The organism is Phenylobacterium sp. (assembly GCF_031181185.1).
GTDB lineage: Bacteria > Pseudomonadota > Alphaproteobacteria > Caulobacterales > Caulobacteraceae > Phenylobacterium.
On record NZ_JAPSKZ010000013.1, the window covers coordinates 16,112 to 37,226 of the forward strand.

Sequence of the window (21,115 nt, forward strand, 5' to 3'; positions counted from 1 at the left end):
CGGTCCGGCCCTGGAAGGCAAGATGCGCAACCGCGATCAAGCGGACGGGCGGCGCCGGAACCCGCCGCCCGGTCTGTCTCGTTGACGGTCGGGCGGACAAGGCGCTCTGGAGTTGGCGGTGACGATGGCGCACGAGCTTTCCCGGCGGACGGCGCCATGATCGGGATCATCGCCGCCGCCGCGGTGGCCACGGCCGAGCCCCGCCTGATCTGGTCGGACCAGTTCGAGGGGCCCGGGCTGGACCCGGCCAAATGGTCCGCCGACGTGGACTGCTGGGGCGGCGGCAACAACGAACGCCAGTGCTACACGGACCGGCCCGAAAACGTCGCGGTGTCCGACGGCCTGCTGCGGATCACTGCCCGGCGCGAGCGGATGACCGGGCCCGCGTTGCCGGCAAGGCTGGGTGGCGGAGGGCGCAGGACCCAGGCCTACACCTCGGCGCGCATCTCCACCCGCGGCAAGGCGTCGTTCTTGTATGGCCGCATCGAGGTGAGGTCGAAGCTGCCAGCGGGACAGGGGATGTGGCCCGCCATCTGGATGCTGCCCGAGCACGACAACTACGGGCCCTACCCGTTGTCGGGCGAGATCGACATCGCCGAGGCCGTCAACCTCGGTGTCCGCTGCCGGGGCTGCCGCGACGAGGTGCACGGCGCTCTGCACCACGGCCGCTCGCTGGCGGCCACCCGCCACTGGACCGGCAAGGCGCCGCTGCCGGACATCGACGCTTTCCACGTCTTCACCCTCGACTGGACGAGGGAACGGATGACCTGGTCGGTGGACGGGGAGCCCTATTTCCAGCAGCCCACGCGGCCGCCGTTCGACCAGCGCTTCCACCTGATCCTGAACCTCGCGGTCGGCGGCCGCTGGCCGGAAGGCGCCGGCCGCAAGGGCGTGGACGAGGCGGCTTTCCCAGCGACGATGCTTGTGGACTGGGTGAGGGTGTACGCTTCCGACTCGGCGGCGGTGATCAGCGCCGCCGTCAGGCTGTCCAGGACGCGCCGGCCGGCTCCGGTCGCGCGCAGTCGCGCGGGGTCGTCCACGAGGAGCTCCAGGCCGATCAGATCGCGCACGACGGCGCTGCGCGGCGAAAGGCCCAGCGCCGCCACCTCCTCGAAGCCGACGCCCTCGGCGATGCGCAGGCCGCCCAGCAGGCGCTCCTCGGCGGCTTCCTCGGGCGTCAGGGTTTCGCGCGCCCCGCCCACGCCCTGGATGTAGTCGGCCGGCCGCTCGGCGGCGTGGGTGGCGATGCGGGCGCCGTCCCGGGTGATGCGCCCGTGCGCCCCGGGGCCTGCGCCGACGTAATCATGGCCGCGCCAGTAGACGAGGTTGTGCCGCGAGCGCGCGGCCGGGCCGCGGGCGTGGTTGGAGACCTCGTAGGCTTCGAAGCCCGCGGCGTCGAGCACGGCCTGGGTCATCTCGTAGAGCTCGGCCGCGGGCTCCTCCGCGGGTGGAACCAGGGTCCCGCGCCGCACCGCGCGGTCGAACGCGGTGCCGGCCTCGATCGTCAGCTGGTAGGGCGAGACGTGCTCGGCGCCCAGGTCGATTGCGGCCTGCAGCTCCTCTGTCCAGGCTTCGGGCGTCTGGCCGGGTCGCGCATAGATCATGTCGATCGAGAGCCGCGGGAACACGCCGGCCGCGGTCTCGGCCGCCCGGCGCGCCTCGAGGGCGCCATGGTTGCGGCCGAGCAGCTTCAGGGCGGCGTCCTCCAGCGACTGTAGCCCCAGCGACAGCCGGTTCACGCCGGCGTCGCGGAACGCCTGGAAGCGGCCGGCTTCGGCGTCGGTGGGATTGGCTTCCAGCGTCACCTCCAGGTCGGCGGCGGGCGTCCAGAGCCGGGCGGCGGTCTCGACGATCTGGGCCGCCCAGGCGGGCTCCATCAGCGAGGGCGTGCCGCCGCCGAAGAACACCGACACCAGTTCGCGCGGGCCGGTCAGCTCGCGCTGGGCCTGCAGGTCGAGCGTGATGGCGCGGGCGAGCGCTTCGGCCTCCGCCTCACGGCCCCGCGCTTTGAAGACGTTGAAGTCGCAGTAGGGACAGATCCGCGCGCAGTAGGGCCAGTGGACGTAGACGCCCAATGGCTCGGGGGTGGTCACAACAGCGCCGCTTTCAGCTTCTCGAACGCCCGGGCGCGGTGGCTCATGCCGTCCTTGGCCGCTGGCTCCAGCTCGCCGAACGTGTGCGACAGCCCCTCGGGCCGGAAGATCGGGTCGTAGCCGAAGCCCCTGTCGCCGCGCGGCGGGAACACGAGCGTCCCGTCCACACGGCCTTCGACCACCACGGCCGGGCCGCCGGGCCAGGCCACCGCGAGCGCGGAGGTGAACCAGGCGGCGAAATCCTCGGCGCCCGCTTCCTCCAGCCGCTCCTCCACCTTGCGCATGGCCGCGGTGAAGTCCTTCGACGGTCCCGCCCAGCGCGCCGAATAGATGCCGGGGGCGCCGTCCAGCGCCGCCACCGACAGGCCCGAGTCGTCGGCCAGCGCGATCAGGCCCGACGCTTCGGCCGCCGCGCGGGCCTTCAAGAGGGCGTTGCCGACGAAGGTGGTCTCGGTCTCGTCGGGCTCGGGCAGACCCAGCTCTCCGGCCGTCACCAACTCGAAGCGACCCTCGAGGATCTCGGCCAGTTCGCGCGCCTTCCCGGGGTTGTGGGTGGCGACCACCAGCTTGGTCCCGGGCTCCAGTCGCAAGGCCATCGGCTTAACTCCGTCTTTACCAGCGGCGGACCATAGCGCGCCCCCGCCGCGCTGCATTGCAAAAGTTTAATATCGTTACTCGATATTCATTTGATCGAGAAACGATGCGGCCATATCGATAATCACAACAAGTAAGCGTATCCGATCCACACAGATGCTGCAGCGCAGCATCAAAGCCAAGGAGAGTTCAGATGTTCGCCAACGCCATGTCCTTCCTCGACCGCGCCGCCATGAGCTTCATCGTCGTGCTGGGCGCCTTCCCCATGCTGGCCATCGCCGCCGCGCAAATCTAGGTTCGGCGCGTGGGGTTCGTCCGACCCGCTGACGGCCAGGCTGATGTCGGCCGCAGCGGGTTCAGACGCAAAGCGGGGCTTAATATGCGCACCTTGGGTCCGGGATCGGTTTCCAGCTTCCTGAAGGTCATCCTGGACGTGGTGTTCGCCGCGCTCTGGGTGCTGCTGGCGCTCACCGGCCTGATCACGGTCGCCGCCGTGCTGCTCAGCTTCAATCCCGACCTTCTGGCCGGCGTCACCGTGGATCCGGAGGCCGACGAGGTCTTCCGCCGCGGACCGGTGCTCGCCACGGGCCTCCTGGCCTTCGCCATCTACCTGGCCGGCGTCCTCGTCATCGTGGGGTGCCTGCGCCGGATCTTCGCCACGCTCACCGCCGGCGATCCCTTCCACCCGGACAACGTCGCCCGCCTGCGCCTGATCGGCGCGATCCTCGCGGGCCTCGAGCTCGGCCGTTACGCCCTCTGGGCCGTGGGCGCCTGGGTGCTGCCCGACGTCACGGACGTGGAGCCCAACTTCAGCCTTACCGCCTGGTTCTCGGTCCTGGTCGTCTTCGTCCTGGCCGAGGTGTTCCGTGAAGGCGCGCGCCTGCGCCGCGAAGCCGAGCTGACCATCTGACATGCCGATCCGCGTGAACCTCGACCGCGTCCTGCTGGACCGCCGCATGTCGCTCACCGAGCTGGCCGACCGGGTGGGCGTGACGATCGCCAACCTGTCGATCCTGAAGACCGGCAAGGCGCGCGCCGTCCGCTTCTCGACCTTGGCCGCGCTCTGCCGCGAGCTCGATTGCCAGCCGGGTGACCTGCTGGTGTACGAGGCCGGCCCGGAGGACCCGCTGGAGGACGACGAGGCCTAGCCGCCGGTCGCCGTCCGCTGCATGGCGCACAGCTCGCCGATGCCCTTGCGCGCCAGGCTGAACAGCGCCTCGAACTCGGCTTCCGAGAAGCCGCGCTTCTCGCCCGTCGCCTGGATCTCGACGATGTCGCCGTGGCCGGTCAGGACGAAGTTGGCGTCCGCTTCGGCGTTGGAATCCTCTTCGTAGTCCAGGTCCAGGACCGGCGTTCCGGCGAAGACCCCGCACGAGATCGCCGCCACCTGGTCCAGGATCGGGTCGGCCGCGATCACGCCCTCGTCCAGCAGGTACCGGGTGGCGAGCCGCAGGGCGACCCAGGCGCCGGTGATCGCCGCCGTGCGCGTGCCGCCGTCGGCCTGGATGACGTCGCAGTCCACGGTGATCTGCCGCTCGCCGAGCGCCTTCAGGTCGGTCACGGCGCGCAAGCTGCGGCCGATCAGGCGTTGGATCTCCTGGGTCCGGCCCGACTGCTTGCCGGCGGCGGCCTCGCGGCGGCCGCGCGTGTGGGTGGCTCGGGGCAGCATGCCGTACTCGGCCGTCACCCAGCCCTGGCCCTTGCCGCGCAGGAAGCCCGGCACGCCCTCTTCCAGGCTCGCCGTGACCAGCACCTTGGTGTGGCCGAAGCTGACCAGGCACGAGCCCTCGGCGTAGCGGCTGACGCCGGTTTCCAGGGTCACCGGGCGGAGCAGGTCGGGGCGGCGTTCGGAGGGGCGCATGGCGTGGGAACTTCCAGTGGGGCTTCGGCGTCTTGCGCCGGTGGTGGCCGCGCTTATCCTAACCCGCAAGGCGCCGTCCATGGGGCGCCGCAACCCGTGCGCAAGCTGACGTGACCAATCCGTTCCTCGCCCGCGGGCCCACGCTCACCGAACTCGACGAGCGAGCCCGGGAGATTTTCCGCCGCATCGTCGAGAGCTACCTGGAAACAGGCGAGCCCGTGGGCTCGCGCACGCTGTCCAAGACCGGCCTGCCGCTGTCGCCGGCCTCGATCCGCAACACCATGCAGGACCTGACCCAGCTGGGCCTGCTGGGCGCGCCGCACGTCAGCGCCGGGCGGCTGCCGACGCACGCCGGTCTGCGCCTGTTCGTCGACGGTCTCTTGGAGGTGGGCGACGTCGCCGAGGAGGAGCGCCGCAACATCGAGGCCCGCCTGCGCGCCCACGGCCGAAACTACGAAGACGCCCTCAACGAGGCCTCGAAGATCCTGTCTGGCCTGGCCGGCGGGGCGGGCGTGGTGGTCACGCCGATCCGCGACGCAGGCGTCACCCATGTCGAGTTCGTGCCGCTGTCGGGCGAGCGGACCCTGGCGATCATGGTCTTCGACGACGGCACGGTGGAGAACCGGCTGATCCGCCGTCCGGTCGGCGTGACGCCGTCCGCGTTGCAGGAGGCGTCGAACTTCCTGAACGCGCGCATGCGCGGCCGCACCCTGGCCGAGGCTAAGGTCGACCTCCGCACCGAGCTGGACCGGGCCAAGCGCGAGCTGGACGAGACCGCCGCCCGGCTGGTCGAGGACGGCCTGGCCGCCTGGAGCGGCGGCGACGGCGACGAGCGCGCCCTGATCGTCCGGGGACGTGCGAACCTGCTGGAGGACCGCGAGGCGATCGAGGACCTGGAGCGGGTCCGATCGCTGTTCGAGGACCTGGAGCAGAAGGAGCAGCTTATCCAGCTGCTGGACGGCGTGCGCGAGGGCCAGGGCGTGCGCATCTTCATCGGCGCCGAAACGCGGCTCTTCTCGCTTTCAGGTTCCGCGGTGATCGCGGCGCCCTATATGACGGGGTCGCAGCGGGTGGTGGGCGCGATCGGCGTGATCGGCCCCGCCCGGCTGAACTATGCCCGGGTCATTCCGTTGGTGGACTACACCGCCCGCGTGCTTGGCCAGGTGATGAACGCGTAAGACCAGGTAGGACATGTCCGAAGACAACACCCCGCCCGAGGGCGCCCCCGCTGGCGCGGAGGACGGTTTCGATTTCGACGGCGCCGATCTCGAAGCGCTGAAGGCCGAGAACCAGGCGCTGAAGGAGCAGGTGCTCCGCTACGCGGCCGAGGCCGAGAACACGAAGCGGCGGGCCGAGCGCGAGGCCAACGACGCCCGCGCCTACGCCATCCAGAAGTTCGCCCGCGACCTTCTGGGCGTCGCCGACAACCTCGACCGTGCGATGACGGCCGCCCCGGCGGACCACGCCGACGCGCCGGTGAAGAACTTCGTCGTCGGGGTCGAGATGACCGCCAAGGAGCTCCTGGCGGCGTTCGAGCGCAACGGCCTGAAGAAGATCGACCCGGCCAAGGGCGAGAAATTCGATCCGCACAAGCACCAGGCGATGATGGAACAGCCCGGGACCGACGTGGCCCCCGGCGGGGTCGTCCAGGTGCTGCAGCCCGGCTACGAGCTGCTGGGCCGCCTCGTTCGTCCGGCCATGGTGGTGGTCGCGGCCAAGGGGGCCGCCGCGGCCTCGGGCGGCGCTGACGGCGGCGGTCAGCAGAACCCCTACGCCGCCAACGAGGACGGCGATCAGGGCGGCTCTGTGGATACCCGCGCCTAAACAGGCTCCCGGCCCCTTCCCCCGAGGGGAAATCTGGCTAATGTCGCAAGTCCCTTCCTTTCGGGGGTTTGGGCCGCCCCGGCTGATTCGCGGGCGGCCGAGGCGAGCCGGGACCTAAGAATGAAGCTGACGATCGAACGCGCCGCGCTGCTCCGGGCCCTCGGCCACGTGCAGAGCGCGGTGGAGCGCCGCAACACCATTCCGATCCTGTCGAACGTGCTGTTGTCGGCGGAACGCGATCGGCTGACGTTCTCGGCCACCGACCTCGACATGGAGATCGTGGACGAGGCGATGGCGCAGGTGGACCAGCCGGGCCAGATCACCGCGCCGGCCCACACCCTCTACGAGATCGTCCGCAAGCTGCCCGAAGGCGCGGACGTCTCACTGAGCTTCACGGGCGAGGACCCGCGGCTGACCGTCCAGGCGGGCCGTTCGCGGTTCAACCTGCCGGTCCTGCCGGCCGGCGACTTCCCGGTGATGTCGGCCGAGGGCTTCGGCGGCGCCATGGGCGTCGACGTCAACGACCTGATCCGGCTGATCGACAAGACGCGCTTCGCCATCTCGGCCGAGGAGACGCGCTACTATCTGAACGGCCTCTACCTCCACACCGTCATGATCGACGGCTCGCCGCGCCTGCGGGCGGTGGCCACCGACGGCTCGCGACTGGCGCTGGCCGACATGCCGGCGCCCGAGGGCGCCGCCGGCGCGCCTGGCGTCATCGTGCCCCGCAAGACGGTCGGCGAGGCCCGCCGCCTGCTGGAGGACGCCGGGGAGTCGGTCGAGCTGCAGGTCAGTCCGCAGAAGATTCGCTTCGAACTGGGCGGCGCGGCGCTGACCTCGAAGGTCATCGACGGCAACTTCCCCGACTACGGCCGGGTGATCCCCAAGGACAACAACCGCGTCGTCATGGTCGACGCCAAGCTGTTCGCCCAGGCGGTCGACCGGGTCGCTACCATCTCGGCCGAGAAGAGCCGTTCGGTGCGCATGGCCATCGAACCCGGCCGCGTGGTGCTGACCGTCCGCAACATGGAAGCCGGCCAGGCCGTGGAAGAGCTCGAGATCGACTACGACGGCGAGCCCTTCGAACTGTCGTTCAACGCCCGCTACCTGCTGGACATCACCGATCAGATCTCGGGCGAGCAGGCCGAGCTGCGCTTCGGCGGCCCGAACGATCCGGCCCTGGTGCTCGACCCGGCCGACGTCGACGTCCAGTACATCCTGATGCCGCTGCGGGTGTGAGGCGCGGCTTCCACTAAGGGACCAAACAATGCTCCGTTGCGCAGCCGCCCTCGGGGCGCTCGTCCTGCTGTCGGTCGTCGGCGGCGCCCAGGCCCAGCCCGCCGTCGAGGTGCGGGAACAGGGGCAGATCGTCACCGAGAACGTGCCGGTCACGCCGCCCGAGGTGCGCGAGGCGCTGCGGCGCTACCAGAACACCCGCTCGGCGGGCTTCCTGGACTGGATGGCCGACGGCTCGATGCTGATCTCGACGCGGTTCGGGCAGACGGTCCAGGCGCACCGCGTCACCGCGCCGGCCGGCCAGCGCACGCAGCTGACCTTCTTCGACGAGCCGGTCGCGGGCGCAGCCGGCGTGCCGCACGCGCCTGAGCGCTATCTCCTCAGCCGGGACGTCGGCGGCGCCGAATACTACCAAGCCTACCTCATGGACCTTTCGGGTCGGGAGACGGCGATCACGGAGCCGAAGACCCGCAACAGCGGCTTCGTGTTCTCGCGCGACGGCAAGCGACTGGCGTGGAGCCGCACGACGCCAGGCTCGGGCGACTACGACATCATGGTGATGGACGGAGCCGACGTGGCCACCCGCCGCGTTGCGCTGGAAGGCACGGGGGCGATGTCTCCGGTCGCCTTCTCGCCCGACGGCTCGAAGCTGCTCCTCGTCCGCCGCATCTCGGTGACCTCGTCCAAGATCTTCCTTCTGGACCTGGCGAGCGGTCAGGCGGTCGAGCTGAACCCGTCGAAGAAGCAGATCGCCTACGCCGGCGGCGAGTTCACACCTGATGGCCGGGCCATCCTGCTGCTGTCGGACGAAGGGTCGGAGGTTTCGCGGCTGGTCAGCTATGACCTGGCGAGCAGGAAGTTCGCCGTCGTCGCCGACGGCGGCCGCTGGGACGTGGAGGCTTTCGACCTCTCGGACGACGGCCGCACCCTGGCCTACGCCGTCAACGAGGACGGCGCGTCCAAGGTTGTCGTCCGGGACTTCGTCACCCGCCGCGCGCTGCCTCAGCCGGAGCTGCCGCTCGGCGTGCTGACCGGCCTCGGCTTTTCCCCGGACAGCCAGCGGCTGGCCGTCGGCCTCGCCTCGGCGACCTCGCCGGCCGATGTCTGGGTCTGGGACCTGCAGCCCGCGAAGCTGACCCGCTGGACCTATTCCGAGATGGGCGGCCTGGATCCCGCGGCGATGGTCGAGCCGACCCTTGCGCGCTTCAAATCGTTCGACGGCCTGGAGGTGCCCGCCTGGGTCTACAAGCCCAAGCGCGGCGGCAAGGCCCCCGTCATCATCAGCATCCACGGCGGGCCAGAGGGCCAGTCACGGCCGCAGTTCTCGTCCGGCGTCCAATACTGGGTGAACGAGCTCGGGGCCGCGGTGATCGTCCCGAACGTCCGCGGCTCGACCGGCTACGGCAAGACCTACGTCAGCCTCGACAACGGCTTCAAGCGTCGGGACTCGGTGAAGGACATCGGCGCGCTGCTGGACTGGATCGCCACGCAGCCGGACCTCGATGCCAGCCGTGTCGTCGTCTATGGCGGCTCGTACGGCGGGTACATGACGCTGGCCAGCTTCGCCGACTACAACGACCGTCTTGCCGGCGCCGTCGACATCGTCGGCATCTCCAACTGGCTGACCTTCCTCGCCAACACCGAAGGCTATCGGCGCGATCTGCGGCGGGTCGAGTACGGCGACGAGCGGGATCCGAAGATGAGGGCGTTCCTCGAGAAGGACTCGCCCATCGGCCAAGTCGCCAAGATGAAGAAGCCGCTCTTCGTGATCGCCGGCTACAACGATCCGCGCGTGCCCTGGACCGAGGGGCGCCAGATGACCGACGAGGCGCGGAAGAACGGCGTCGACGTCTGGTGGATGATGGCCAAGGACGAGGGTCACGGCTTCCGCAAGAAGCAGAACGTCGACGCCCAGCGTGAGGCCGAGACGCTGTTCCTCAGGAAGGTGTTCGGCCGCTAGGGCTCAGTGCCCGTGGCTGCCTTCGTACACGCCCGGCGCCAAGCGTTCGTCTTCGGCGCCGCTCGCACCGTCCGCCAGGACGAAGCGGCGATCGCAGTAGGTGCACTCGACGAAGTCGGCCTCGCCCATCTCGAGCCAGACGCGCGGGTGGCCCAGGGCGCCGCCGACGCCGTCACAGGCGACACGCTTCGAACGCACGCGCACCACTTCGGGCGGCGGCAGGTCGGGCGTGAGCGCCGGTTTTGCGGGCGCCGGCTCCGGCTTCTTCTGCACCTTGGCGCTTTTGGCGCTGACGAGTTTGCGGGCCATCGAAAAACCAACCTCTGAAGCCGCGTCCTTGGCTCAGGCGCGACGCGCGCCTAGGTATGCGACCGCGGCTTTCGCCGTCAACGACAGGTGATCATGGACCTTCCGGAATACGCGATCGAGGCCAAGGGCCTGGTCAAGACCTACGCCGCCACCAAGACCACGCCTGAAATGCGGGCGCTGAAAGGCGTCGACCTCGCCATCCCGCGGGGTGCGATCTTCGGCCTGCTGGGTCCGAACGGCGCCGGCAAGTCCACCTTCATCAACATCCTGGCCGGCCTGACGCGGAAGACCTCTGGCTCGGTCGCCATCTGGGGCCGCGACATCGACGAGCGTCCGCGCGACGCCCGCGCCGCCATCGGGGTGGTGCCCCAGGAGATCGCCGCCGACCCCTTCTTCACGCCCCGGGAGGCGCTGGAGGTCGCGGCTGGCATGTACGCCGTGCCGAAGTCCGAGCGCCGCACCGACGAGTTGCTGGCCGCCCTCGGCCTCGCGGACAAGGCCGGCGCCTACGTCCGCCAACTGTCCGGCGGCATGAAGCGGCGCCTGATGGTCGCCAAGGCCATGGTCCACAACCCGCCGGTCCTGATCCTCGACGAGCCGACGGCCGGCGTCGACGTGGAGCTGCGCCGCCAGCTCTGGAACTATGTGCTGGAGCTGAACCGCAAGGGCGTGACCATCGTGCTCACGACCCACTACCTGGAAGAGGCCCAGGAGCTCTGCGACCAGATCGCCATCATCAACCGCGGTCAGGTGGTGGCCTGCGAGCCCACCACGACGCTGCTGCGCCGGATGGACACCCGCAACGTGCTGGTGACGCCCGAAGAGCCGCTGGCGGCCGCGCCGGCGCTGCCCGGGTTCGAGACCAAGCTCCTGAAATCCGGCGGCTTCTCGGTCAGCTACCGCACCGGCCAGTCCAGCGTGGAGCAGGTGCTGGCCGCAATCCGCGCGTCGGGCCTCCACATCAAGGACATCTCGACCGAGGACCCCGATCTCGAGGACGTCTTCGTGTCCCTGACCTATGCGGCCGAGGAGGCGGCGCAGGTCTAGAGGTGGCGCGTCTCGGCGGGCGGCTCCCACCAGGCGTTGTCGCGGCCGTTCGCGTAGCTCACCGTCGTCTCGGCCAGCTCCGTGGGATCGGCGTCATCGAGGGCTCCCAGGTTGATCGAGACGTAATCGCCCCCGATCGCCTCGACGTGGCCGCGGCCGAACGGGCGCACCCCGCAGGTCCGGCAGAACAGGTGATGCCCCTGCTTCTCCCCGAACTGATAGTCCGAAAGGGCGTCTTCGCCGGCCAGCAGCCGGAAGGCGTCCGGCTTGATCAGCGCGCCCCAGTTGCGCGTCTTGGTGCAGATCGAGCAGTTGCACTTGCCCGTGCCGGCCGCGAGATCGATGTCGGCTTGGAAGCGCACCGCGCCGCAGTGGCAGCTGCCGTGATAGGTCTTCAGCATGTCGGCCCTCCTTCGTTGAAGGACGGCTTAGCAGCGCCCTGCTGACAGCAGTCTGTCAGCAGCCTTACCCGACGACGGCGCGGATGTCCGGCCAGACGTAGGCCACCTCATACAACGGAGTCCCGCCGGGGCCAGGCTCGCGTCGCGCCGGTTCGGCGACGCCGCCCAGGTGCTCGTAGAAGCCGCGCGCGCCGAAGTTCTCGCGCAGCACCGAGATCATCAGCGAGGTCGCCCCCTGCGCCGCCAGCGCGCGGGCGGTCTCGGTCAGGAGCGCGCGCCCGAGCCCGCGGCCCTGCGCCTGCCGCAGCAGATAGAGCACGCTGATCTCGCCCTCGCCCGGAACGCCGCGCCGCGAGGGTCCCCCCTGGGCGTAGCCCACCAGGCCGAAGCGGTCGGCCACCGCGAGGGTCACGCCGGCCTCCCCGGCCAACTGTCGGCGAAAGCGCCGGGCGAAGCCCGCCTCGGACATCCGCGCCAGGAAGGCGTCCGGCAGCAGGCCCTTGTAGGTCTCGCGCCAGGTGGTCACGTGCACATAGGCCAGCGCCTCGGCGTCCGCCGGGCCGGCGGGGAAGATCACGTGCGGGTTCGCCACGGCGGGCTGCGGCATCAATCCACAGCTTGGCGTTCTCTCGCGCGGGTTCAAGGGGGTGCGGGACTCACTTGCAACCGTTAACGTCCGGCGCTCGCATGAACGCCCAAGCTCCCCAGACCCTGCCCGATCCCGCCGCCGGCGCCTCGCCGGTGATGGCGCAGTTCTTCGAGGCCAAGGCGCGCCAGCCCGACGCGCTGGTCTTCTTCCGCATGGGCGACTTCTACGAGCTGTTCTTCGAGGACGCGCAGAAGGCGGCCGCGGCGCTCGGCATCACGCTCACCTCCCGCGGCCAGCACGCCGGCGCGCCGATCCCCATGGCGGGCGTGCCCGCCCACGCCATGGAGGCCTATCTCGCCAAGCTGGTGCGGGCGGGCTTCAAGGTCGCGCTGTGCGAACAGCTGGAGGATCCGTCCGAGGCCAAGAAGCGCGGCTCCAAGGCGGTGGTCCGCCGCGACGTCGTCCGCGTGGTCACGCCCGGCACCCTGACGGAGGACGGCCTGCTGGACGCCCGCGGGGCCAACCGCCTGGCCGCCGTCTCGGTTCGCGCCGGCGCCGCGGCCGTCGCCAGCGTCGAGCTCTCGACCGGCGAGGTGGAGTGCATGGCGATCACGGTCGCGGGCCTCGCCTCGACGCTCGCCGCTCTCGGGCCCTCCGAGATCCTCGTGCCGGACCGCCTGTTCGCCGACGAGGCGGTGAACGCCGCCCTGAAGACGGCCGGCGGCTTCGTCCAGCCGCTGCCCTCCGCCCTGGCCGAGCCCTCCGCGTCCGAGGCGCGGCTGAAGCGGCTCTACGGCGTCGAGACGCTGGACGGCTTCGGCCCGCTGTCGGGCGCGGAGGTCTCGGCGTTGGGCCTGATCGCCGCGCATCTCGAGACCACCCAGGCCGGCAAGCTCCCCGTGCTGTCGGCGCCGCGCCGCGCGGGCGAGGCCGACGTCATGGTCATCGACCCGGCCACGCGGAACAGCCTGGAGATCGAGCGCGCCACGTCGGGCGCCCGCGACGGCTCGCTCTTGGCGGCCATCGACCGCACGGTGACGGCGCCCGGCGCCCGCTTGCTGGCCTCGCGGTTGGCCCGGCCGCTGCTCGACCCCGCCGCCATCGACGCGCGTCTGGATGCGGTCGCCTGGTTTTGCGAGGCGCGGCCCACCCGCCAGAAGCTCCGCGAGGCGCTGCAACGCCTGCCGGACATGGCGCGCGCGCTGTCCCGCCTGGCGCTGGGCCGCGGCGGCCCACGCGACCTGGGAGCGCTCCGGGACGGCCTGACGACGGCCGACGCGGTGGCCGGCTTGTTTGCCAAGACCAATCCGCTCGTCGAGCTGCCGGCCGAGATCGCCCAGGCGGTCGAGGCGCTGGATCTCGCCCGCCGCCCGGCCCTGGCCGATTTCCGCGACCTGCTCGTGGCGGGCCTGGGGCCCGACCTTCCGGCGCTGGCCCGCGACGGCGGCTTCGTGGCCGACGGCGTGCGTCTCGAGCTCGACCAGGCGCGCGCGCTGCGCGACGACAGCCGCCGGGTCATCGCCGCCCTGGAGGCCCGGCTCGCCGCTGACAGCGGCGTGGCGCTGAAGGTCCGCCACAACGCTGTCCTCGGCTATTTCGTCGAGACCACCGCCAAGGCGGCCGAGCCCTTGATGGCGCCGCCGCTGAACGCGACCTTCATCCACCGCCAGACGCTGGCCAACCAGGTGCGCTTCACGACCGTCGAGCTGGCCGAGCTGGACGCCAAGATCGCCCAGGCGGCCGAGCGCGCGCTGGCCATCGAGCTCGACACCTTCGAGGCGTGGCGCGCCGCCGCCTGCGCCGTGGCCGCCGACATCCAGGCCGCCGCCGAGGCCGCCGCCCGCCTGGACGTCGCCTCGGGCCTGGCGGAGTGGGCCGAGGACGTGGGCGCCACCCGGCCGGTGGTCGACCGCTCCACGGCCTTCGAGGCCGAGGCGGCCCGCCATCCGGTCGTCGAGGCCGCCGTCCGCCGGGTCGGCGAAGCCTTCACGCCGAACGACTGCCGCCTCGACGGCGCGGGCGTCGTCGCGGCCCGGCTCTCCATCGTCACCGGCCCGAACATGGCCGGTAAGTCGACTTTCCTGCGCCAGAACGCGCTCTTGGCCGTGCTGGCCCAGGCCGGCTGCTTCGTGCCCGCCAAGCGCCTGCGCATCGGCATCGTGGACCGCCTGTTCAGCCGCGTGGGCGCCGGCGACGACCTGGCCCGCGGCCGCTCGACCTTCATGCTGGAGATGGTTGAGACCGCCGCCATCCTGACGCAGGCGACGCCGCGCAGCCTCGTGATCCTGGACGAGATCGGTCGCGGGACGGCCACCTACGACGGCCTGGCCATTGCCTGGGCGTGCGTCGAGCAGCTGCACGAGACGAACCGCTGCCGCGCGCTGTTCGCGACGCACTACCACGAGCTCGCCGTTCTCGAGGACCGGCTGGCCTACGTCTCGAACCTCTCCCTGAAGGCCAAGGAGTGGAACGGCGACCTGATCTTCCTGCACGAGGCCGGTCCCGGCCCCGCCGATCGCAGCTACGGCGTGCAGGTGGCCAAGCTCGCGGGCGTGCCGCCGGCGGTGGTCGCCCGGGCCAAGCAGGTGCTGGAGCGTCTCGAGCGGGAGGCGGGCGCCCCGGCCCACCTAGAGCATTTGCCGCTGTTCGCCGCCGTCGCCGAGCCCGAGGCCAAGTACGGGCCCAGCAAGGTCGAAGAAGCGCTGGAAGCCCTCGACGTCGACGGCATGAGCCCGCGCGAGGCGATGGACGCCCTTTATCGGCTCAAGGGCTTGCTCGGCGGCTGAGTCTTCGACCGCCTTCGCCGCACGACCGTCACCTTGAACGCCTGACGCCCCCCGGCCTTGAGCCGTTTGCGAGCCTTGTCCGCCATTCCCGACTTGCCGACGCTGGCGGCCGTCGTCGTGACGAGCGCGGGCTTGGCGGCCTTGCCCTGGGCCATGCCGTGGCGCTTTCGGGCGCGGGCGTCCTGCTCGGCCTGTTCGGCGCGGCTCTGGGCGGTCCGGGCGGTGAGGTCCTTGATCAGCGCCTTGCCCTTGCGGGTGCGGCCGGTCAGCCTGGGCGCCACGTAGAGGTTGGCGTTCCAGCCGACCGGCGTGGAGCCGCCCCTGTATGATCCTCTGCCCATCGGGCGGGCATAACGCCGGGCGGCCGCGGCGGGAAGGCTTGCAGGCAGGCTATGGGTCTCCTACTGCCCGGGAGATGAGCCGGATCGTCTATCTCGCGTTCCCGGCCGGTCGTGTGGCCGGCGGCCACAAGATGATCCTGCGGCACGTGGAGACCCTGCGGGAGCTGGGCTTCGACGCGGTGCTCTGGCTCAACCAGTCGCCAGGGCTTCGCCTGGATCGAACACCGCTGCCCGGTCGAGGTGGGGACGCCCTTCCGGCCCGACGACATCCTGGTGCTGCCGGAGGACGCGCCCAACGCCATCGCCCACGTCGCGGGGCTGCCCAACCGAGCGGTGATCTTCTGCCAGAACCAGTTCGGGCTCGCGAACGTGGGCGTCGCGGGTGTCGATAGGTTCTCGTCGGCGCGGGCGCCGGTGTTCATCACGCCGGGCCGGGTCTGCGCGGAGACGGTGCGCCGGCTCTATCCTGGCGCCCAGGTGGAGGTGGTGCAGTCCTTCGCCGACGAGCGGGTCTTCCGCCCACGCGAGCCGCGACGCCTGCAGATCGCCCTGACGCCTCGCAAGCGGCCGGCCGAGGCGCAGATCATCCGCAACATGTTCCGGCGCATGCATCCCCGCCACGCCGAGATTCCCTGGTCGGAGCTCAACGAGGCCCCCGAGGCGCAGGTGGCCGAGACTTTCGGAACCTCGGCCCTGTTCCTCTGCCTGAGCCGGCTGGAGGCCGCCCCGATGACCCCGCTGGAGGCCATGGCCTCGGGGGCGATCTGCGCCGGCTTCCGTGGCGTGGGCGGACGCGAGCACTCGGACGCCAGCAACGGCTTCTGGGTGGAGGACGACGACTGCATGGCCGCGGCCGACGCGCTGGCCCAGGCGGCGGACCTCGTCGTCGGCGGCGGCCCCGCGCTGCAGCGGATGCGGGAGGCCGGCTTCTCCACCGCGAAAGCCTGGTCCTACGCAGCGTTCCGGCCGATGCTGGAGGAGGTCTGGACCCGCCTCGCACCGGAGGCGCGGACGCTCTAGATCGCCTATATCTCCAAAACCATGCCGCCGCGCCTCAAGCCCACCCACCTGGAATACGTCGTCGACGGCGTGAAGCTGCGGAGCCAGCTGTCGGCCGCGGCGCTGGAGCACGCGGGCAACGACCTCGCCCAACGCAAGGCGGCGCTGGAGATCCTAAAGGGCGCGCTGTTCCGCGGCCGGATGATCGCCAAGGAGCGGCTGGAGAACGGCGCCGGCGGCATCGAAACCGCCCGGCTGCTGTCGGGCGTCACCGACGAGGTGGTCTCGGCGCTCTACGACTTCACGACGGTCCACGTCTTCCGCGCCCGCAACCCGACCGAGGGCGAGCGTTTGGCGCTGATGGCGGTGGGCGGCTACGGCCGCGGCACCCTGGCCCCGTTCTCGGACATCGATCTCCTGTTCGTACGCCCCTACAAGCAGACGGCGCACGCCGAGAGCGTGATCGAGTACATGCTCTACGCGCTGTGGGACCTGGGCTTCAAAGTCGGCCATGCCTCGCGCACCATCGAGGAGTGCGTGAAGCTCGCCCGCGAGGACTTCACCATCCGCACCTCCATTCTGGAGGGCCGCCGGCTCACCGGCGACGAGAAGCTGGCCGACGAGCTGGTCGGGCGCTTCCGCAAGGAGGTGGTGAAGGGCACCGGAGCCGAGTTCGTCGCCGCCAAGCTCAAGGAGCGCGACGACCGCCACGCCCGCGCCGGCGCCAGCCGCTACATGGTCGAGCCGAACGTGAAGGAGGGGAAGGGCGGCCTGCGCGACCTGAACACCCTCTTCTGGATCGCCCAGTACCTGCATCCCGGCGAGAGCCTGGAGAAGGTGATGCAGCTCGCCATCTTCGAGCGGCGCGAGGTGTCGACGTTCATCCGGGCCCTGGACTTCCTGTGGGCGGTCCGATGCCACCTGCATTTCGCCACCGGCCGGCCGGAAGAGCGCCTGACCTTCGACCTGCAGCCCGAGATCGCGCGGCGGATGGGCTATGGCGACCGCGGCGACGCGCCGGCCGTCGAGCGGTTCATGCGCCGCTACTTCCTCTTCGCCAAGGACGTGGGCTCGCTCACCCGCGTGTTCGCCGCCAAGCTGGAAGCCGACCGGGTGAAGTCCGCGCCCAAGGGCATCAGCCGCTTCCTCCCGGGCCGCAACCAGAAGCGCAAACCCCTCGACGAGCCGGGCTTCCACGAAGTGGGCGGCCGTCTGGACGTCGATGCCGACGTCTTCGAGCGCGATCCGGTCAACCTGTTGCGCCTGTTCCGCATCGCCGACCAGCGCAACCTCGACCTGCACCCCGACGCCTTCACCGCCGCCTCGCGGGCGACCGGCCTGATCACCTCGGCCGTCCGACGCGACCGCCACGCCGCCAAGGTGTTCCTGGACATCCTGGCCCGGGGCCGTGATCCGCAGCGGACGCTGACGCTGATGAACGAGGCCGGCGTGCTGGGCCGGTTCATCCCCGAGTGGGGCCGCATCGTCGCCCAGATGCAGTTCAACATGTACCACTCGTACACGGTGGACGAGCACACCCTGCGGGCGGTCGGCGTCATCGCCGACATCGCGGCGGGCCGCCTGGCCGAGGACCATCCGCTGGCGGTCCAGATCATGCCGCTGATCGCCGACCGCGAGGCGCTGTTCCTGGCCATGCTGCTGCACGACACCGGCAAGGGCGGAGCCGGCGGCCAGGAGGTGGCGGGCGCTCGCGCCGCCCGACAGGCCGGCGAGCGTCTGGGTCTCGAGCGCTCCAAGATCGAGCTCGTGGCCTGGCTGGTCGAGCACCACCTGGTGATGAGCGACTACGCCCAGAAGCGCGACGTTTCCGATCCGCGCACGGTCGCCGACTTCGCGCGCATCGTGCAGAGCCCCGAACGGCTGCGCCTCTTGCTGGTGCTGACGGTGGCCGACATCCGCGCGGTGGGCCCGGGCGTCTGGAACGGCTGGAAGGGCCAGCTGATGCGCGAGCTCTATACGGCCACGGAGGCGGTGTTCCGCGGCGGCCGCGGCTCGGACGCCGCCGCCGCGCTCAAACGGTATCAGGAGAACGCCGCCTACGACGCCCGCGTGGCCCTGGCCAAGGCCGACCCCGAGGCCGAGCCCTGGGCCGACGCCATGGAGGACGCCTACTTCACCGCCTTCTCGGAAGCCGAGGTGGCCGCGCACGCCCGGCTCGCCAAGGCCGCCCACCGCGGGGCCGCCGCCGAGGGCCGCATCCGGGTCGACCTGAACGCCGCCGAGGTGGTGGTCGCCGCCGCCGACCGGCCGCGGCTGTTCGTCGACTTGGCCGAAGAGCTCACCGCCGCGGGCGCCAACGTCGTGGGCGCCCGCGTCTTCACCTCGCGGGTGGGCCAGGCGCTGGACGTCTTCTATGTGCAGGACGCCACGGGCGCGCCGTTCGGGGCCCACGACCCCCGCGCCCTGCCGCGCCTAGCCGAGGCGCTGGCGGCCGCCGCCCGCGGCGAGCCGCAGGCCCGCGAGCCGCGCCGGCCGCAGGACCTGGGCCGCACCGCCGCCTTCGCCATCACCCCCACCGTCATGCTCGACAACGAGGCCTCCGAAACGTCCACGGTGGTCGAGGCGTCGGGCCGTGACCGGCCGGGCTTGCTGGCCGCGCTGGCCCGGCGGATTTCCGACGCTGGCCTTTCGATCGTCTCCGCCCACATCGACGGATATGGCGAGCGCGCGGTGGACGCCTTCTATGTCGTCGATGCCGCAGGCGGAAAACTTACCGACGCGCGCAAGGGGAATGCGCTAAAGAGCGCCCTCCTCACCGCCCTGACCGACGCCGAGGCCGAGACGGCCCAGGCGCGCCGGGCCAATCTTCAGCGCGCGCGCGCCAGCGTCGCGCGTTAAAGGACCTGAATGCCGTTCCCTGACACCCACCCGGCCCTCGCCCGGGCCCTCGCCGCACGCGGCTATGCCGAACCGACCCCCGTCCAGGCCGCCGTCCTGGAGGCCGAACCCGGCCGCGACCTGCTGGTCTCGGCCCAGACCGGGTCGGGCAAGACCGTCGCCTTCGGGCTCGCCGCCGCCCCGGTGCTGCTGGGCGCGGCCGAGCGGTTCGAGGCCGCCGCCGCTCCCCTGGCGCTCGCCATCGCGCCCACCCGCGAACTCGCCCTGCAGGTCGCCCGCGAGCTGGAGTGGCTGTACGCCGAGGCCGGCGCGCGGATCGCCACCTGCGTCGGCGGCATGGATGCGCGCCGCGAGCAACGCGCGCTGTCGGCCGGCGCCCACATCGTGGTCGGCACGCCTGGCCGCCTGCGCGATCACCTCGAACGGGGCAACCTGGACCTCTCGGCCCTGCGCGTCGTGGTGCTCGACGAGGCCGACGAGATGCTCGACCTGGGCTTTCGCGAGGACCTCGAGGAAATCCTCGACACCACGCCGGACACCCGCCGCACCTTCCTGTTCTCGGCGACGCTGGCCAAGGACATTGTCACCCTGGCGAAGCGGTACCAGACCGATGCCGTGCGCATCGACACGGTTCGCCGAGACGAGCCGCACGGCGACATCGAGTACCGGGCCGTCCGGGTCGCGCCGAACGAGCTCGAGAACGCCGTCGTCAACATCCTCCGCTACTTCGAATCGCCCAGCGCCCTGATCTTCTGCGCGACGCGCGAGGCCGTGCGCCACCTCTATGGCGCGCTGCGCGAACGCGGCTTCCCGGTCGTCGCGTTGTCGGGGGAGATGGGCCAGAAGGAGCGCACCGACGCCCTGCAGTCGCTGCGCGACGGTCATGCGCGAGCCTGCGTCGCCACGGACGTCGCGGCCCGCGGCCTCGACCTGCCGGACCTGGGCCTGGTCATCCACGCCGAGCTGCCGGTGAACAAGGCGGCGCTGCTGCACCGTTCGGGCCGCACCGGCCGGGCGGGGCGCAAGGGCGTCTCGGTGCTGCTCGTGCCCTACACGCGCCGCCGCAAGGCCGAGATGCTGCTGGCGTCGGCCGGCGTCGACGCCCAGTGGTCCGGCGCGCCGACCGCCGAGGAGATCCGCGAGCGCGACCAGCAGCGGATGCTGGAAGACCCGATCCTGACCGAGGCGCCGTCCGACGAGGACCTCGCCCTGGCGCGCAAGGTGCTGGAAGGCCGCGCCCCGGAGGCCGTCGCCGCGGCGCTGGTGCGCCTCTACCGCGCCCGGCTGCCCGAGCCGGAGGAGATGTTCGAGGTCGTCCCCGATCGTCCCGCAGGCCCGCGCGAACGGCCGCCGCGGGAGGCCAATGTCACGGTCGGCGACGGCGTCTGGTTCCGCCTGCCCGTCGGCCGCAGCCAGAACGCCGACCCCAAGTGGCTGGTCCCGCTGATCTGCCGCCTCGGCCACGTGACCAAGAAGGACATCGGTCAGATCCGCATCTTCGACCGGGAGACGAAGTTCGAGATCAGCCCCGACGTCGAGGCCCGCTTCCGCGAGGCGGTGGCCAACAACGACCGGGCCGAGATGCGCGTCGAACCGTCCGGTCCGCCCGGCGAGCGCCCGCCGCCTCGCCGCGGCCCACCGCGGAACGGCCCGCCGCACGCCAAGGGTCCGCCCCATCGCAAGGGCCCGCCGCCCCACCGCGGCCCCCCGCCGAAAGGCCGCAAGGGCCCCAAGCGCGAGCGCGCTTGACGGCCTTCCCGATGCAGCCGACCAACGGCCGGTGACCGAGACCGTTCGCGACATCCCCCCGAAGAAGGGCGGCCTGATCCGCTCTTCGATGATCTATTCGGGCCTGACGCTGGTCAGCCGGTTCATGGGGCTGGCGCGCGACCTGGTGATCGCCGCGAAGCTGGGCGCCAGCCAGACGATCGCCGCGGACGCCTACTACACCGCGCTGACCTTCCCGAACCTGTTCCGCCGGATGTTCGCCGAGGGCGCCTTCGCGGCCGCCTTCGTGCCGGACTACGCCAAGAAGCTCGAGGCTGAGGGCCAGGAAGCGGCGGACCGCTACGCCTCGGACGCCCTGGTGACGGTCGCCGCCTTCACCGTCCTGCTGACGGTGGTCTGCCAACTGGCCATGCCCTGGCTGATGATGGTCTACAGCTACGGCTTCCTGGCGGATCCGGCGAAGTTCAAGCTGGCCGTGGTCCTGACCC

Annotated in this window: 19 protein-coding genes and 1 pseudogene; 13 read left to right on the top strand and 7 right to left on the bottom strand. The window is 71.2% G+C overall.

Going from position 1 to position 21,115, the window contains the following annotated elements:
* Positions 1-372: 372 nt before the first annotated feature.
* Positions 373-816: pseudogene (locus RIF93_RS20725) on the top strand (glycoside hydrolase family 16 protein); the annotation flags it as partial.
* Here the strand turns inward: RIF93_RS20725 and hemW are convergent.
* Together hemW and rdgB are read right to left on the bottom strand one after the other, a co-directional pair.
* The gene (gene hemW / locus RIF93_RS02845; protein WP_309088254.1) at positions 789-2,093 is read right to left on the bottom strand and encodes a radical SAM family heme chaperone HemW; all 1,305 of its coding nucleotides are present in this window, start codon (positions 2,091-2,093) and stop codon (positions 789-791) included. The pseudogene RIF93_RS20725 and the gene hemW overlap by 28 nt on opposite strands.
* The gene (rdgB, locus tag RIF93_RS02850; RefSeq protein ID WP_309088256.1) at positions 2,090-2,689 is read right to left on the bottom strand and encodes an RdgB/HAM1 family non-canonical purine NTP pyrophosphatase; all 600 of its coding nucleotides are present in this window, start codon (positions 2,687-2,689) and stop codon (positions 2,090-2,092) included. Before rdgB ends, hemW begins: the two co-directional genes overlap by 4 nt.
* A gap of 377 nt (positions 2,690-3,066) precedes the next feature.
* Between rdgB and RIF93_RS02855 the strand changes: the two genes are divergently transcribed.
* Both RIF93_RS02855 and RIF93_RS02860 read left to right on the top strand, forming a co-directional pair.
* The gene (locus RIF93_RS02855) at positions 3,067-3,597 is read left to right on the top strand and encodes a DUF2975 domain-containing protein (protein WP_309088258.1); all 531 of its coding nucleotides are present in this window, start codon (positions 3,067-3,069) and stop codon (positions 3,595-3,597) included.
* Between the two features lies 1 nt (position 3,598).
* Positions 3,599-3,835 (top strand): helix-turn-helix transcriptional regulator, encoded by a 237-nt coding sequence (locus RIF93_RS02860; protein ID WP_309088260.1) that lies wholly within the window; start codon positions 3,599-3,601, stop codon positions 3,833-3,835.
* On the opposite strand, the gene rph is transcribed toward RIF93_RS02860, so the two are convergent.
* Positions 3,832-4,548 carry a ribonuclease PH gene (gene rph / locus RIF93_RS02865; RefSeq protein ID WP_309088262.1) on the bottom strand — a complete coding sequence of 239 codons (717 nt, stop codon included), beginning with the start codon at positions 4,546-4,548 and terminating at the stop codon, positions 3,832-3,834. The two genes, RIF93_RS02860 and rph, sit on opposite strands and share 4 nt — an antisense overlap.
* Before the next feature lie 110 nt (positions 4,549-4,658).
* Here rph and hrcA point away from each other — a divergent pair, with 110 nt between their 5' ends.
* The 4 genes from hrcA (at position 4,659) to RIF93_RS02885 (ending at position 9,568) form a co-directional block, all read left to right on the top strand.
* Positions 4,659-5,726 (top strand): heat-inducible transcriptional repressor HrcA, encoded by a 1,068-nt coding sequence (gene hrcA, locus RIF93_RS02870; RefSeq protein WP_309088264.1) that lies wholly within the window; start codon positions 4,659-4,661, stop codon positions 5,724-5,726.
* A 13-nt stretch (positions 5,727-5,739) separates the two neighbouring features.
* Positions 5,740-6,372: a nucleotide exchange factor GrpE gene (gene grpE, locus RIF93_RS02875; RefSeq protein WP_309088266.1), complete on the top strand. Its 633-nt coding sequence runs from the start codon at positions 5,740-5,742 to the stop codon at positions 6,370-6,372.
* Between the two features lie 120 nt (positions 6,373-6,492).
* Positions 6,493-7,611, top strand: a complete 1,119-nt coding sequence (dnaN, locus tag RIF93_RS02880; protein WP_309088268.1) for a DNA polymerase III subunit beta — start codon at positions 6,493-6,495, stop codon at positions 7,609-7,611.
* Positions 7,612-7,639: 28 nt separating this feature from the next.
* Positions 7,640-9,568: an alpha/beta fold hydrolase gene (locus RIF93_RS02885; protein ID WP_309088271.1), complete on the top strand. Its 1,929-nt coding sequence runs from the start codon at positions 7,640-7,642 to the stop codon at positions 9,566-9,568.
* A gap of 3 nt (positions 9,569-9,571) precedes the next feature.
* Here the strand turns inward: RIF93_RS02885 and RIF93_RS02890 are convergent, their stop codons facing one another.
* The gene (locus RIF93_RS02890) at positions 9,572-9,877 is read right to left on the bottom strand and encodes a zinc-finger domain-containing protein (RefSeq protein ID WP_309088273.1); all 306 of its coding nucleotides are present in this window, start codon (positions 9,875-9,877) and stop codon (positions 9,572-9,574) included.
* Positions 9,878-9,970: 93 nt separating this feature from the next.
* On the opposite strand from RIF93_RS02890, the gene RIF93_RS02895 reads away from it, so the two are divergent.
* Positions 9,971-10,924 (top strand): ABC transporter ATP-binding protein, encoded by a 954-nt coding sequence (locus RIF93_RS02895; RefSeq protein WP_309088275.1) that lies wholly within the window; start codon positions 9,971-9,973, stop codon positions 10,922-10,924.
* Here RIF93_RS02895 and RIF93_RS02900 read toward each other — a convergent pair.
* Both RIF93_RS02900 and RIF93_RS02905 read right to left on the bottom strand, forming a co-directional pair.
* A complete protein-coding gene (locus RIF93_RS02900) occupies positions 10,921-11,325 on the bottom strand; it encodes a GFA family protein (RefSeq protein ID WP_309088277.1) in 405 nt (134 codons plus the stop codon). The genes RIF93_RS02895 and RIF93_RS02900 overlap by 4 nt on opposite strands.
* A gap of 64 nt (positions 11,326-11,389) precedes the next feature.
* On the bottom strand, positions 11,390-11,932 hold the full coding sequence (locus tag RIF93_RS02905; RefSeq protein ID WP_309088278.1) for a GNAT family N-acetyltransferase: 543 nt from the start codon (positions 11,930-11,932) through the stop codon (positions 11,390-11,392).
* A gap of 80 nt (positions 11,933-12,012) precedes the next feature.
* On the opposite strand from RIF93_RS02905, the gene mutS reads away from it, so the two are divergent.
* Positions 12,013-14,700, top strand: a complete 2,688-nt coding sequence (gene mutS, locus RIF93_RS02910) for a DNA mismatch repair protein MutS (RefSeq protein WP_309088280.1) — start codon at positions 12,013-12,015, stop codon at positions 14,698-14,700.
* Here mutS and RIF93_RS02915 read toward each other — a convergent pair.
* Positions 14,670-15,041 carry a hypothetical protein gene (locus RIF93_RS02915; protein WP_309088282.1) on the bottom strand — a complete coding sequence of 124 codons (372 nt, stop codon included), beginning with the start codon at positions 15,039-15,041 and terminating at the stop codon, positions 14,670-14,672. The genes mutS and RIF93_RS02915 overlap by 31 nt on opposite strands.
* Before the next feature lie 240 nt (positions 15,042-15,281).
* Between RIF93_RS02915 and RIF93_RS02920 the strand changes: the two genes are divergently transcribed.
* The 4 genes from RIF93_RS02920 to RIF93_RS02935 all read left to right on the top strand — a co-directional run.
* A complete protein-coding gene (locus RIF93_RS02920) occupies positions 15,282-16,061 on the top strand; it encodes a glycosyltransferase (RefSeq protein ID WP_309088284.1) in 780 nt (259 codons plus the stop codon).
* Between the two features lie 21 nt (positions 16,062-16,082).
* Positions 16,083-18,899: a [protein-PII] uridylyltransferase gene (locus RIF93_RS02925; protein WP_309088286.1), complete on the top strand. Its 2,817-nt coding sequence runs from the start codon at positions 16,083-16,085 to the stop codon at positions 18,897-18,899.
* A 9-nt stretch (positions 18,900-18,908) separates the two neighbouring features.
* Positions 18,909-20,648 carry a DEAD/DEAH box helicase gene (locus RIF93_RS02930; RefSeq protein ID WP_309088288.1) on the top strand — a complete coding sequence of 580 codons (1,740 nt, stop codon included), beginning with the start codon at positions 18,909-18,911 and terminating at the stop codon, positions 20,646-20,648.
* Between the two features lie 88 nt (positions 20,649-20,736).
* The coding region (locus RIF93_RS02935) for a lipid II flippase MurJ (protein WP_309088290.1) at positions 20,737-21,115 on the top strand (379 nt) is incomplete at its 3' end.

Bases quoted from the DNA above. Each gene is read 5' to 3' on its own strand.
- rdgB (WP_309088256.1), bottom strand. From the start codon at position 2,689: ATGGCCTTGCGACTGGAGCCCGGGACCAAGCTGGTGGTCGCCACCCAC.
- RIF93_RS02855 (WP_309088258.1), top strand. From the start codon at position 3,067: ATGCGCACCTTGGGTCCGGGATCGGTTTCCAGCTTCCTGAAGGTCATC.
- RIF93_RS02860 (WP_309088260.1), top strand. From the start codon at position 3,599: ATGCCGATCCGCGTGAACCTCGACCGCGTCCTGCTGGACCGCCGCATG.
- rph (WP_309088262.1), bottom strand. From the start codon at position 4,548: ATGCGCCCCTCCGAACGCCGCCCCGACCTGCTCCGCCCGGTGACCCTG.
- grpE (WP_309088266.1), top strand. From the start codon at position 5,740: ATGTCCGAAGACAACACCCCGCCCGAGGGCGCCCCCGCTGGCGCGGAG.
- dnaN (WP_309088268.1), top strand. From the start codon at position 6,493: ATGAAGCTGACGATCGAACGCGCCGCGCTGCTCCGGGCCCTCGGCCAC.
- RIF93_RS02885 (WP_309088271.1), top strand. From the start codon at position 7,640: ATGCTCCGTTGCGCAGCCGCCCTCGGGGCGCTCGTCCTGCTGTCGGTC.
- RIF93_RS02890 (WP_309088273.1), bottom strand. From the start codon at position 9,877: ATGGCCCGCAAACTCGTCAGCGCCAAAAGCGCCAAGGTGCAGAAGAAG.
- RIF93_RS02895 (WP_309088275.1), top strand. From the start codon at position 9,971: ATGGACCTTCCGGAATACGCGATCGAGGCCAAGGGCCTGGTCAAGACC.
- RIF93_RS02900 (WP_309088277.1), bottom strand. From the start codon at position 11,325: ATGCTGAAGACCTATCACGGCAGCTGCCACTGCGGCGCGGTGCGCTTC.
- RIF93_RS02905 (WP_309088278.1), bottom strand. From the start codon at position 11,932: ATGCCGCAGCCCGCCGTGGCGAACCCGCACGTGATCTTCCCCGCCGGC.
- mutS (WP_309088280.1), top strand. From the start codon at position 12,013: ATGAACGCCCAAGCTCCCCAGACCCTGCCCGATCCCGCCGCCGGCGCC.
- RIF93_RS02915 (WP_309088282.1), bottom strand. From the start codon at position 15,041: ATGGGCAGAGGATCATACAGGGGCGGCTCCACGCCGGTCGGCTGGAAC.
- RIF93_RS02925 (WP_309088286.1), top strand. From the start codon at position 16,083: ATGCCGCCGCGCCTCAAGCCCACCCACCTGGAATACGTCGTCGACGGC.
- RIF93_RS02930 (WP_309088288.1), top strand. From the start codon at position 18,909: ATGCCGTTCCCTGACACCCACCCGGCCCTCGCCCGGGCCCTCGCCGCA.